We start from the raw sequence: 13,244 nt of genomic DNA on the forward strand, positions 1-13,244 counted from the left end.
GGGAGTTGATGACCTAGCTATCTAGTTCATCTAACCTGAATCTTACCGATCTCATTGCTACGGCTATATGAATACTTCGGATGATATATCCAATATATATTTGGGTTATCAGAGTCTCGAGATATCCACAACTCAACCTCTCCAGAATGAATAACAATACGCAATGTGGTTCTATCTACTGGTCGAGTTTTATTGGTAGAAATGTATATCTGATTTTTTAATGCACTGATCAATCTTTTTTCATCAACTTCAAGAGTTGAGCCTACGATAAAACTGTATTCACTCAACTGTTCTGACAGTTCATTTCTAATCATACGTTTAAGAAACAGTAATGAAAAAAAGCTGATCAGCATGACACAAAAAAATAGAATCATGACTTGCTTTCTTCTCTTCCATTTTTTGAATAAAGCAGTAAAAAATATTATAAAAACACATACAGGGATAAGCGTATGTACAGCCACATGCCATGTGTCATATAGTTTGCTCATAAATAACCTAGTTACAGAAATCACCAGGCCTCAATGTGTGTAATTTCCATTGCGCTTTTCCCTTGAAAAATTTACATCATTGAGAGGTATGGTGACGACTTAATCTCATATTCTGAAAAGCATTACCAATTATAGGTATCACTCCTTCAGAGAGTTAAGTAAGCCAATAATCTATTGATTAAAAAGGGGCTCTAATTTCCCATCCCAATTAATGGTATTTACAACCCACTCATTTTTTGGCTTGTAGAAAATACAATTATACCGCATAGCGTGATATTCAAATTTAATAGCATAAGTGTGCATCACAAAGCTTGAACCGGCTTTTCGGGTTCCAATAAACTCAGTTCCCAATGCAGAGCCAGATCTAAATGTAAATAGTTCAAACTGAGATATTCCTTGGTGAACAAGCTTATTAATTTCTTCCTGATTAATCGGCCAATGCGGCACCAGAGTGTCTGCTAGGTCTTTCATTTTACCTTTCTCGAACAACTTAGCTGAACTATGACATAGTTCTTTGGTACCCTTTAAATCGGGCACACTAGCGGTTACTTTTGTGGCAACTCCTAACAATAAAATCGCAATATAGACTCTCAAGATCAATGCTCCCTTTACCTTGAACTCTTAATCGGCCTCAGCATGCATTCTTTGTATGCAGCTTACTAACACCATTAACAATCAATATTCAACTAAGAGATTATTAATGCAAGTTTAATTAATAGTAAGAGCATCGATTACAATTTTCCAACTCTATCTTTTGGTTTTACGTATAAGTTCCTCTATAGCGGAACACTTTTTTGATTTTTTAGTCTTAAATCACTTATACGCGGTTTACTGTCAAACTAACATTCACAGGTAACAACCGCTTAATCAAGTGTCTAACTCATAATAGGGCAGAAACAAGTTATCAATCCAAACTGTACTGCCAACAAAACCTAGCTAGCAATAGTGTTGACTTGATCATTCGGCCAGCTCCTTACTAACGGTAGACAGTGATTTAATCTTTTTGACCTGAAAACGCTTGGGTAAGCCTTCCTTTATTGAAATCAAATTCAATAAAGGAAAGCGTCATGAATTTAGACTACATATTGGCTTTTATCTTAAGTTTCTTTAATGACCATAACTGCCGTCACCACTTGGCAAAACGATCACCGGATGGTATCTGTGCGCATATTGCAGTCCGTGATAGGCAAGTCTGGCAATCATGGCAGGAATACCGCCCGCTAAGTAAGGACCGTTTCCCTAAGCAGTTTGTCTTTTCGTGGGCAATTGGTGATGCGTTAGTTGGCAAACTTACAATAGAGTACAGCCACTGGCAGAAACGCCCAACAGTTATCAAGCCAACAACGTTCAAGGGGCCAAGCATTAGCTTAGCCCCCCATAACTTATCAGCCTACCCCAAGGATGGCTTTCTCTAACGAGTACTACGAGTGATCATTCAGTTTCTGCATCTGCATCTGCATCTGCATCTGCCGAATTATCGACATTGAGTAACAAGCCGCCAGCAAAGTCGTCGGTGGCAACGACAGAATACACACCGCCATTTTCAACCATGGCTGTAGCCTCCACTGCCGGGGTGAACGTATCATCGCCTTGCAGGATCACGGCCAGCATATAAGTCCCAGCAGGTACGTTGATTACCGCACTATCGGTAAAATCAACGCCTTCAAGCACAACGGTCGACTCGCTAAACATCCCATCGGCAGAGGCGTGAATATTCACTAACCCCAAACCGCCTGCCGTTGGACTAGCATGGACAACACGTACCTTGGCATAGGTTGCAACCGAGCGCAGATCTTCTTCTATTACTACCGGTTCGATGGTTTCGTCGGTAATGCTGTTCAATTTACCCATGGCATAAATACTGGTTGCACTGCCTGCAGTAAATTCCACGCCCGGTGCTTCAATTACAACGAGAGTGTTGTCAGATGAAGCGGCCACTGCCAAATCATAGCTACCGGCATCGACATCCAAACTGCGGAATTCTTTGAATTCAATATTGGTCAAACCATCAACCGGTGCACCTGAAGCCAATACATCGACCGCTGGTGCATCATCAACAGCATGTACTACCCTAACTGTGGCTTTTTCTCCAATATTTCGCAGTACCGCAACAGCTTCACCATCAGCAACCAGTAGATTCACGGGTGATACCGCACCGCCTCCTACATTAGGTACCGCAGAGATCATTAAATCGCTACCACCAGCCAAATCCAATTCACCACTGTCAAAGGCGATATCTTTTGAACCACTGACGGTGATACGAATACGATAAGTACCGGCACCTACCGTTACAGGAAGAATATCACTGTCGATGGCAAAACCCAGTCCGGGTACAGCCGGGTCTACATCGGTGATCTCGTCATCGGTGGTAAGGTAAATATCGACCGGTGGCACATCAGGATGGGCATGCAGTACATCTAAACGGACCTCGTCACCTGTAGGGGCAATATCTTCGCGGCTGAGCACGACTGGCGCGATATCTGCTGTCTGGCCAACAGCAAAGACGTCGTATTGCATATCCGGCGCAAAATCGAGATTCTCGTTGATCACCTCGAGGGTATCTTCTCCGGTCAGCAGGGCTTCAACAGCAACCTCGTAGGCACCGCTGTCAATGGTCAGCAATCCACTGGCAACTTGGTAGTCGACCCTCTCCAACCCATCAACCGTTTCCCCATTGAGGTTGATGGCAACGAGTGGTGCATCACTACTTGCATGGGTAACGCGCAACTTGGAAGTCGCAGTTGTTGTGTCGTCGTCATCGCTATCTAGACACCCAGCAAGAGCAATGGCGGAAATTACAGCGAGTGTTAGTGGCTTGGCATTCATCAGAGCGTTCCTCAATGTTTGTCTGTGGCATTAGTTACGCATGCCTTGCTTTCTCCCGATCACAAAAAAAAATCTCACTTTTAAGATTCTCTCACTCCTATCGGAAATGCGTAGTCATCCAAACATGCTTTCACCGCGTAAACATAAAAAAAGGAGATCACACCGTGTCGCTAATCAGCAACGAATTTAAACAGTTACCCTTTCTAATGTGCACTGAACACTTAATGCCGATGGGTAATGGTAGAATCAGTGGTACCGGATACAGCTTTACACATACGGTATCTGACGGCCTGCGCGAGGGCGGGTTGTGGTTAGTGATGCAAGATTATTCAGGGCAAACAGCCAACAATAGTGGTGACATCATCATGTTTGCTGCTATTGAAGATGTAGATTGGCTCAGCGAGAGTCAAATTAAACTCAAGTTAGCAATTGAACACTGGGGCAAAGTCACTTCCCCAGTGACCAAACAGCAAAAACTCGAAGGACAGCTCTACCCACTATGGCAAAACAGTTATCTCCCCATGGATGACATTTTGGTTGCTCGCCTCATTGAATGTACCCATCAATTTCATCCTAGTGAACGTCATCACCCGATCAAGCTTGAACATGAAACAGCATATTCTGCAGCACTCCTTGAGGGCACGCCCCATCAACTCAACACCAACTGGGTGTGCTGGCGCTGGCTGGAGATCCTCCCTATCCCGTTAGACAAAAAACAGCGGTTGCTTAAATCCCCTGATGCCCAACTATGTATTCGATACCTGAAAGGAATCATCCGCCAGAGTGATCGTTTCAATTAGTTTTGGCGTTTACTGCAAACAGACATATGCTTTGCAGATAGGGTTACAATGAGAACACATGCAGTCATGCAGTCCGGGATCAGCAAGGAATCTATGATCAACGATGAAGCGCCCACTATTGATGTGGCTCAGCTACTGAACAATATTGCCGATACCCGCTGTCGTCGCAGCTACGAACAGCTGTTTACGTCCGTCGCCCCGAAATTGCTTAATTTTTCCCGCAAGCAATTGCGCGATGAATCTATGGCGATGGAAATCGTCCAGGAAACCATGCTTAAGGTTTGGCTCAAAGCTCATCTCTATGATGAATCCAAAGGGGCGGCCCTGACATGGATTTATTCTGTCGCCAGGAATGTTAAATTTGATTTGCTTCGAAAATCCAAGCACCAGCAGGACTGGGTGCAAGGTGACGATCTCTGGCCAATCCTCCACGAAGAGTTAGATGAAGACAAGCTGCCTGTTGAGTTTCATGCCATTGTGAGCAACGAGCTCGAACGTGTTATTGCCGCTTTACCGCCAGCCCAGGCTGAGGTTGTCAGAATGATCTGTATGCAAGGTGCATCGCACCAAGATGTTGCCGATGCCCTCGATGTACCACTCGGTACAGTTAAAAGCCGACTACGTCTTGCCCTGCAAAAAATGAAGGAGGCCCTCGATGGCTAATATTCGCTTTCATCCTAACTATGACCTCCTCCGCCACTATGCCTGCGGTGAATTAGAGTCGCCGTCAAGCATTATGCTCAACGCTCACCTGGAGTTTTGCCCTCATTGCCGCCAGAAACTGGCATCCATCGAGGCCGAGCAAGCCAGTCAACTTGAGAAAAGCGAGCCCGTGCCATTATCACCGTCTCTGAACGCGATGATGATGGATATTATGGCCCAAGAGGCTGTGGATATACCGGTGCCCGACAAAGCCCCTGCTTGCCAATTGGCGCTGGAAGACAAAGCATATTCACTTCCATCGATTTTACAGCAGCATAACGACAAGATAGGCCCTTGGTCCCGGCTGCCCGGCAACATCAAGCGGGCTCAAGTCGACGTCTGCGGTGACAGCCAAATGAATTTCATCTATATGGATTCGAACAGCGCATTGCCAGAACATACCCATCAGGGGCAAGAAATCACTCTAGTCCTTGCCGGTGAGTTCTACGATGAAAGCGGCACCTACCAACCGGGTGATTTCATTGTACAAACTAAAGAACACAAGCATTTACCGCGTACCCGAGACGGGCAGGACTGTTTATGCCTGACCTTATTAAATGCACCGCTGCACTTCACCTCCGGTCTGGCGACCTTGCTCAATCCATTTAGCCAGTTATTCTTCAGGCACTAATCCAATCATAACCGTATAAAAAACCCCGCTGTGCGAACGCACAACGGGGTTTGTTTTTATGCTGGCACGACTAGATAATTAAGCGTTTGCTGGTTGTTTTACGTTGTAGAACAAGGCAAACAATACCGGCACCACAATCAGGGTCAGGATAGTGGCAAAGCCAAGGCCTGCCATGATGGTGATCGCCAACGAGTTAAAGAAGGCGTCGAAAACCAGTGGGATCATACCCAAAATAGTCGTCAGTGCCGCCATGCTCACCGGGCGTACACGACTAATGGCACTATCAACAATGGCATCATAAGGCACCTTGCCCGATTCCAGTTCGATATTGATTTGATCCAACAGTACAATACCATTTTTCAATATCATACCACTTAAGCTCAGCAAGCCGAGCAATGCGGTGAAGCTGAAAGGAATATTGGTCGACAGCAAGCCAAAGGCCACACCGATAATCGACAGTGGTACCGTTGCCCAAATCACCAATGGCTTCTTCACCGAGTTGAACAAGAAGATAGTGATAACAAACATGAACAGGTACCCCATCGGCATCGAGGCCATCATGGATTCCTGCGCATCTTTCGATGACTCATACTCCCCGCCCCACTCAATGCTATAGCCAACCGGCAGCGGCAGCGCTTCCACTTGCGGGCGAATACGGTTGAACAGGGTTGCCGCCGTTTCGTCGCCCAGCACATCGTGGTCAGCCAGAACCGTCAGGGTACGCTTGCGGTCTCGACGCTGGATCAGCGGCTCTGACCAACCAAGAGCTACCCCATCAATCACCTGTTCAATCGGCACATAGGCCTGTTGTACTGGGCTCCAAAGCTGAAGATTCTGCAGCGTATCGTAATCGATCCGCTCAGATTCCGGCAGACGGGTAATGATCGGCAGCATATGAGTGCCGTCACGTAGCAAACCAATCGTGTTACCACCGTAAGCCATCTGCAGGGTATTGGACAAATCTTCCTTGGAAATCCCCAAACGACGAGCCTTGGTTTCATTAAACTGCGGCACTAACTCTTTGGTACGTTCACGCCAGTCGTGACGAACATTGCGCGCGCCTGGATCTTGCAACAATACATCCTCGACCTGCAGCGCGATATCACGCAACGTTTGCGGGTCTGGACCGATGATCCGCGCTTCAATTTTCGAGGCTGGCGATGGGCCAAATTCCATCAGCTTGAACAGGAAAGTCGGCTGATCAAACTTGGTAGGCAAGCTTGCATCGAGCTTGTGCAGCAAATCGAACATGTTGTCACGGTCGGTGGTGCGGACCTGCAACTGGGCATATGACTCGTAGCTTTTCTCCGGCTGGTAGGTCAGCATGAATCGCTGCATCCCCTGACCGACAGAGGTCGTCACGAACGCCACATCCTCTTGGTTACGGATATACTGCTCAACCTTTTCGGTCTGCGCCATGGTCTCTCTTATATCAGTCCCTTCCGGCATCCACATATCGACATAGAACATCGGCGTGTTGGATGGCGGAAAGAATGACTGCTTCACCTGACCGAACGCGATCACAGCCGTCACTAGCAGGGCAACCATGCTGGCCATGGTCAACCAACGGAATCGCAAAGCGAATTTCAGCAAAGCACCAAAGACAGTAAACATCACGCCTTTGTACGGATCTTCTTCATCCTGCTGGGCATTGTCTTCATCTTTTAATAACAGATCCGCCAAGAATGGCGTCAACGTCAGTGCAGTGACCCAACTCAAGAATAAGGAATAACACAATACCCAGAACAAGGAGCCCATAAACTCACCGGTGGCGTCCGAAGACAAACCAATCGGTGCAAAGGCCGTAATGGCGATCACCGTGGCACCCAGCAATGGCCATTGTGTTTGCTTGGCAATATCGACTGCGGCTTGTACCTTGGTCCGGCCTTTCTTCAAGCCCACCAGGATCCCTTCAACCACGACAATCGCATTATCCACCAGCATACCCAGCGCAATGATCAGGGCACCAAGGGAAATACGGTGCAACTCAACATCGTTGAGTTTCATCATGATAAAAGTGCCGAATACGGTCAGTAGCAATACCAAACCGATGATCACGCCACTGCGAAGTCCCATGGCAAACAACAGCACAACGATAACAATTGCCACCGCCTGGCCCAAGCTGATAACAAAGTCTTGTACCGACTTATCCACTTCCTGCGCTTGGTTATAGAAGTAATTGAGCTCTACACCAGCAGGCTTGATATTTTCCAGCTCCGCCAAGCGGGCATCAAGCTGTTTGCCGACTTCAACAACATTGACCCCAGAGGTAAACGAGATACCCAAGTTAATGGCTTGTTCGCCGTTATAAGTGACAATATTACCTGGTTTTTCCTGGATCCCGCGAGATACGGTGCCTACGTCTTTCAAACGAATCAAATTACCGGTATCTCGGCCATGGATAACAAGGTCTTCCAACGCTTCAACACTGTTCATTTCACCATTCGGACGGATGACTAAGTTCTGGCCATCAATCATCAGCTCACCAGATGCAATCACACTGTTCTGCTGGTTCAACAAACCAACCACAGTATTCATGTCGAGATTCAGTGCCGCCATACGTTCAACTGAGATCTCAACAAAGATCTGTTCTTGTTGATCACCGGCCAAGCTAACCTTGCCCACCCCGTCAACCAATTCGATTTCGCGGATCAGGTAATCGGCATATTGTTTGAGCTCAACATAGGAATACCCCTTACCGGTCAGCATCATCATCACGCCATACACGTCACCAAAGTCGTCGATGATCTGTAGTGAGCTAACACCCGATGGCAAGGTCGGACGCAAATCATTGACCTTGCGGCGCATTTCATCCCAGATCTGCGGCAGCTCATCCGGGCCGTAGATCATCTCCATGCTCACCGTAATCTGGGTCATCCCGGCCGACGAGGTCGAGGTAACTTTATCGATATAGGGTAACTGGCGTACCGCTTTTTCCAGCGGATAGGTGAGTTCTTCTTCAACTTCCGTCGAGGTAGCACCCGGGTAGGTGGCAACAATCATTGCATCTTTGATGGTGAACGCCGGATCTTCCAACCTTCCCAGATCCAAGAATGAGGTAACGCCCCCTACGGCTAGAATAATGATGAACAGCCAGCTAATGACTTTATTTTTTATTGAATACTCAGCAATATTCACTGTATTGCTCCCATGATGGCTACTGCCATAGTCAATCCCCAATCTTCTTCCCCAAGCCCAACCGATGTTATTACAACGGGCTTGGCCTGAATTGATAACTCTAAATACTGCATGCCTTCTTCAATCAGCTTCCCAGCCATCAGCTGGCCCAGCTCAGTAAAAAAAGCAAGGCCGGCGAGTGTTATCACACACCCAACCACCCAGCGGATAAGGAGGCGACGAACGGTAGGCATGCTCAACTTCACTGGGCTTGCGCCTCTGTGGTCGCTGTTACTAACAATGTCACGTCCATCCCATCACGTAATTTACGCAAGCTCGATGTCACCAAACGATCACCCTCACTGATACCGCTGCTCACGATGGCACCATGATTGTTGAGCTGACCAATCCCCACTTCCATCTTGTAAACCTGATTGCCTTCAACCTTCCAAACAAAGAACTGGCCATCTTCGCGCCCTGCATCAATGGCCGTCATAGGAAGCTGGTAACCTTGTTGGGTACTCAGGCCGGCCTCGGCCATATCAACACGCAATGACACACTGGTACCCGGTAAAATGGCTGGTTCTCGCTGCGCCATTTCAAACCACATGCGATAGGTCTGGGTTTGGGGCTCGAGCTCACTGGTGTGCTCGAGGTAGTTCACCGGATAGGTTTGCGACTCTGTCCCGAAACGGGCTACCGGCTGGTAGCTGTGGTTGGCTTGCTGCGGGTTAAGTGTGGCCAAGACGTTATCGGACACGGCAATATTGATATACAGCAGATCGTCTTGGTACAGGCTGACAACGGCTTCCCCCGGAGACACCGCCTCAAAAGATTCTTTCGGCACATCCGCCACCATGCCATTGAACGGCGCCACCAAACGGGTGTAGCCCAAACGACGCTCAGCCGAATTGAAGTTCACTTTTGCCAGCTTATGATTCGCAGATAGCTCATCAAGCTCAGCTTTGGAGATCATCTTTCGCTCGAACAACTCACGGCCACGTTTCAGCTGCTTGGCAGCCAGTTGGAACTGCACTTGCGCATCATTGTGCTGCTGCTCAAACTTATCAGCATCCAGTTCAGCCAGTAACTGGCCTTTCTTGACCTGTTGACCTGATTTAACCAACACACGCTGCAGTTCACCTTCGACACGGAAAGCCAACGGGGTGTTCTCAGCTGCTTCAACTTGTCCTTTAAAAGTGCGGAACTGGCTGGTAACCGGCTTTTCGACCCGCACAGACGAAACCGCAAGGGAAGCTGTTTGCTGTTGTTGCGGCGGTTCTTGGCAACCGGCCAACACCATCATCGAAAGCACGGCCAAGGACATCTTCTTCAACATCTTAGATCCCCCCCTCACGTTCCCAAGAGCGCACTTGCTGGCCGGGTAATAAATCTCTCGCTCCAGCAACCACGACCAAGGCACCTGGCGTTAATCCTGACGTCACCTCACCCTCATCGTTCAATTCCACTTCCAAGGCATCGACCACGCCGGTCGCAGGGTCAAACTGCCACAGTGTCCCTTGGCCGTCTTGCTTCTCAACCCAAGCACCTTCCGGTAGACGCAACGCGGTTGCCAGTTCAGATTTGGCAAAATGCACTTGACCAACCATGCCTGATAACAGGTTCATGGCTTCAGGGCGGGAAAGGGTCACTTTCGCGGTATAGCTGTTGGTATCACCGTCCGGCTTGGTAGAAAGCTCTTTGAACTGGGCCTGGATGGGCTGGGCTGGCTGGTTATCCATTTCAACCCACACCGCTGTACTGCGGATAGACGATAGGCTCGACTGTTTCACAAACGGTACTGGCAAGCTGAAACTGACATCCATCTCATCCACATTCTGGATATTCATCACCGCCTGGTTAGCACCAACGAACTGATTCTGGTTAACAAATTTCAGCGAAACGACACCGTTAAAAGGGGCTTTAATCAAAGTATGTTCAACATCGGTCTTGGCTTGTTCAAGGTTGGCTGCCGCAGTTTTGTAAGCAGTCTCGCGCTGGTCAAACTGATCAGTACTGATCAGCTTCTTGCCGTATAACTGCTTGGCGCGCTGAAACTGACTTTGTGCCAATTCAAACTCTGCCATCTTGGCGTCAAAGGCCAAGCGGTAGTCCTTATCGTCTAGGACTGCCAGTACCTGGCCGCGCTCAACACGCTGGCCAACCCTAACGGATAGCTTTTCGATTTCTCCTGGTACTTGGAAAGAAAGCTGGGCACGCTGCGTCGCTTCCAGTTTTCCAGGAAAGGCATTGCTTGCCTGATTGGCTGGCACCGGAACTTCCAGCAATTTCACAGGCTTGACGACCTCTTTTGTTATTTCCGAGTTGGCTTGGTTACATCCGGCTAGGATACTTCCCAGCAACACCACGGTTGCCACCCTGACAAATGGGGTGGACGTAATGGACGTTCCTTTCACAGGCGATTCTCTCTGAGATTTATATTACACACCCGTGCAGTATAGGTTGATCTTGCCTGAGATCAACTATATTTTACAGCTGTACAATAAATGAATATTGTGAACACACAGATGACGTCTCCGCGTTTTTTTGGTAAAAATGGCATGGGCTATGAAACAGATATAATGATGACAGAGAGAAAACAGGGCCGCCGCAGCGCACAGGCCGCCGAAGAAACCAAGCTGCTGATCATCAAGACCGCCGCGGAAATGTTCTGCGAACTGGGTTATGAGAGGGTGTCACTGAGGAACATCAGCGAACGCGCGGGTGTGTCGCACAGTTTGATCCGCCACCATTTCGGCAGCAAGGAAAAGATCTGGCACAGTATCAGTGACTGCCTGCAAGTTTACTTTCTGGGCTACATGTACAAGCTGCTGGATGAAATTCCTTCCGAGCTACCAAGCAACATTATTCTCTATCGCTTTATTACTATGTTGCTCGCCCAGCAGCTCGCTCACCCTCAACCAGTACAACTGATTGCTGATGGCGTAAGGCAAGGTGATGTGCTGATGGACTATTTCTTCGATAGCAACGGCGAACTTGAAAGTTTCGTCAATGAGCTAGTCGAGAATTGTAACCGGGACTGCCCGACCACACAGATAAAGGTGTGGGAAATGAAGTGGCAGATGATGATGTATGCCCACGGCGCCGCCAGCATGAAGCCATTCGTTTTGGATACGTGGGAAGGAGCCAGTGAAGAGCAGTGTTTACTGAACCATTGGGAGCTGTTTAACCAAACCATGGCAACCCAATTCAACATCCCTCCCGAAGAAATGTTGCACCCGGAAAAACTCTCAGACATTCTTATCGAACTCCCTTGCGAATGGGGTTGCAACAACGATACAACAGACTGAACAAAAAAAGGTCAATACCCATGGTATTGACCTTTCTCTTTTTATTCATTCTTGTTGGCTTAAACAGTTACCACTACAGGCAATGCTGTTTCGTTTCGTTCTTCTTCAGTATCCGCTGGTGAAACTGGCTCTGCCTGTTCAAGCCATGTCATCAGTAGCTTGTAACCCAGTCCCAGCACAACCGCACCAACGAACAACCCGATAATACCTGACATCATCATGCCACCCAGCGCACCAAGCAGGATAACCAGCATTGGGATATCAACACCGCGGCCCATCAGCATTGGCTTCAGTACGGCATCACTTGCGCTAACCAAAATACCCCACACAGCAAAGAGAACAGCGACGGTTGTTGTCTCGACAGCAAACAAGTAAGCCATCACCGGACCCAGCACCAGAATCGGTGGCAGCTGGATAATCGCCAAAATCAATACCGCTAGCATCCATAGTCCCGTCGCCGGAACACCTGCGATCCCCATGCCTAGTCCAGCCAGTACCGCCTGAATAACCGCAACGCCAATGACACCTTGAACAACACTACGTACGGTCGCGATAGACAGACCGACATACTCTTCACCCTTCTCACCCAGTAATCGACCAGCCACTTTATTTACCATGGCTTTACAGCGACCAGAGTTGCTCATCACAACACCGGAAATAAGAATCGAGATAATAAACTGAACCACGCTACCACCCAAGCTACCAATCGCGGATAAGCCACTAGAAACAAACGCTTTCACTTGAGGTGCATAGGTTTCTAACGCCCCTTCCAAATTGGTTGCAGATAGGCTCCAAGCCTTATGCAGCGGTTCACCCACAACCGGTATTTCAGCCACCGAAGCCTCTGGGTGCGGGATAACTAATGTTCCGGCAGAGACTGATGTAGCCACTTCCTGGGTGGTTGTTACCACCGCACCGGAAAACCATACCGTTGGGACAATGAGTGCGGCAAGCGTGACCAAGGTGACCAACATACTTCCCTTACCTTGGGAAAGTGAGAACCGACGTTGCAACCACTTAACTAACGGCATCAGGGCAATAGCGATAATGGCTCCCCAAACGATGGGTAGTAAAAATGGCTGCAGGACCTGATAGCAAAAATAAACAACCAGCAGCAATAACATTGCCTTGATAAAAGTATCCATCGAACTTTTGCCCGGGAGTGTTACTAAGAATTGTTGAGCGTTCACAACCAACCTCACAAATGGCGTTTTAATGACTGAAGGGCCCTCGCCCTAACTTGGTTAAATAGTAACCACCTTTGTGTGAGGAGACTTACCATTTCACGACAGCGAGCATTCTTCTACCGCCAACGGGCATTGTTCATTAATTCGTCAATTAGATTTTTTACTCTAATAAATAGGCATAC

General features: G+C 48.1%; 13 protein-coding genes. 5 read left to right on the plus strand and 8 right to left on the minus strand.

The features are described from left to right. Window positions 1–26 precede the first annotated feature (26 nt). Both C9I99_RS12325 and C9I99_RS12330 read right to left on the minus strand, forming a co-directional pair. Window positions 27–488 carry a hypothetical protein gene (locus tag C9I99_RS12325; protein WP_107349188.1) on the minus strand — a complete coding sequence of 154 codons (462 nt, stop codon included), beginning with the start codon at window positions 486–488 and terminating at the stop codon, window positions 27–29. Window positions 489–659: 171 nt separating this feature from the next. After that, window positions 660–1,082, minus strand: a complete 423-nt coding sequence (locus tag C9I99_RS12330; protein ID WP_133638251.1) for a hypothetical protein — start codon at window positions 1,080–1,082, stop codon at window positions 660–662. A 473-nt stretch (window positions 1,083–1,555) separates the two neighbouring features. Between C9I99_RS12330 and C9I99_RS12335 the strand changes: the two genes are divergently transcribed. Then, window positions 1,556–1,903 carry a hypothetical protein gene (locus tag C9I99_RS12335; protein ID WP_107349190.1) on the plus strand — a complete coding sequence of 116 codons (348 nt, stop codon included), beginning with the start codon at window positions 1,556–1,558 and terminating at the stop codon, window positions 1,901–1,903. A gap of 16 nt (window positions 1,904–1,919) precedes the next feature. Here the strand turns inward: C9I99_RS12335 and C9I99_RS12340 are convergent, their stop codons facing one another. Further along, complete coding sequence (locus C9I99_RS12340) at window positions 1,920–3,314, minus strand: DUF4397 domain-containing protein (RefSeq protein ID WP_107349191.1); 1,395 nt, start codon at window positions 3,312–3,314, stop codon at window positions 1,920–1,922. 164 nt (window positions 3,315–3,478) lie between these two features. Between C9I99_RS12340 and C9I99_RS12345 the strand changes: the two genes are divergently transcribed. The 3 genes from C9I99_RS12345 to C9I99_RS12355 are packed head-to-tail and all read left to right on the plus strand — an operon-like array spanning window position 3,479 to window position 5,447. Next, window positions 3,479–4,114, plus strand: coding sequence for a hypothetical protein (locus C9I99_RS12345; protein ID WP_107349192.1), 636 nt, complete (start codon window positions 3,479–3,481; stop codon window positions 4,112–4,114). A gap of 48 nt (window positions 4,115–4,162) precedes the next feature. Next, window positions 4,163–4,777, plus strand: coding sequence for a sigma-70 family RNA polymerase sigma factor (locus C9I99_RS12350; protein WP_243734630.1), 615 nt, complete (start codon window positions 4,163–4,165; stop codon window positions 4,775–4,777). Continuing rightward, a complete protein-coding gene (locus C9I99_RS12355; RefSeq protein ID WP_107349194.1) occupies window positions 4,770–5,447 on the plus strand; it encodes a ChrR family anti-sigma-E factor in 678 nt (225 codons plus the stop codon). Before C9I99_RS12350 ends, C9I99_RS12355 begins: the two co-directional genes overlap by 8 nt. 78 nt (window positions 5,448–5,525) lie before the next feature. Here the strand turns inward: C9I99_RS12355 and C9I99_RS12360 are convergent, their stop codons facing one another. Genes C9I99_RS12360 through C9I99_RS12375 form a run of 4 tightly spaced genes read right to left on the minus strand, consistent with a single transcriptional unit; the run spans window position 5,526 to window position 10,981 of the window. Further along, window positions 5,526–8,585: an efflux RND transporter permease subunit gene (locus C9I99_RS12360; protein WP_107349195.1), complete on the minus strand. Its 3,060-nt coding sequence runs from the start codon at window positions 8,583–8,585 to the stop codon at window positions 5,526–5,528. Beyond that, complete coding sequence (locus C9I99_RS12365) at window positions 8,582–8,818, minus strand: hypothetical protein (RefSeq protein ID WP_107349196.1); 237 nt, start codon at window positions 8,816–8,818, stop codon at window positions 8,582–8,584. Before C9I99_RS12365 ends, C9I99_RS12360 begins: the two co-directional genes overlap by 4 nt. 8 nt (window positions 8,819–8,826) lie before the next feature. After that, window positions 8,827–9,903: an efflux RND transporter periplasmic adaptor subunit gene (locus tag C9I99_RS12370; protein WP_107349197.1), complete on the minus strand. Its 1,077-nt coding sequence runs from the start codon at window positions 9,901–9,903 to the stop codon at window positions 8,827–8,829. Window position 9,904: 1 nt separating this feature from the next. Further along, window positions 9,905–10,981, minus strand: coding sequence for an efflux RND transporter periplasmic adaptor subunit (locus C9I99_RS12375; RefSeq protein WP_243734629.1), 1,077 nt, complete (start codon window positions 10,979–10,981; stop codon window positions 9,905–9,907). Window positions 10,982–11,071: 90 nt separating this feature from the next. On the opposite strand from C9I99_RS12375, the gene C9I99_RS12380 reads away from it, so the two are divergent. After that, window positions 11,072–11,875: a TetR/AcrR family transcriptional regulator gene (locus C9I99_RS12380; RefSeq protein ID WP_338069665.1), complete on the plus strand. Its 804-nt coding sequence runs from the start codon at window positions 11,072–11,074 to the stop codon at window positions 11,873–11,875. 59 nt (window positions 11,876–11,934) lie between these two features. Here the strand turns inward: C9I99_RS12380 and C9I99_RS12385 are convergent, their stop codons facing one another. Further along, entirely contained in the window at window positions 11,935–13,020 is a 1,086-nt protein-coding gene (locus C9I99_RS12385; RefSeq protein WP_107349198.1) for an AI-2E family transporter, read from the minus strand. Window positions 13,021–13,244: the final 224 nt, after the last annotated feature.

Source organism: Photobacterium lutimaris (assembly GCF_003025555.1).
Lineage (GTDB): Bacteria > Pseudomonadota > Gammaproteobacteria > Enterobacterales > Vibrionaceae > Photobacterium > Photobacterium lutimaris.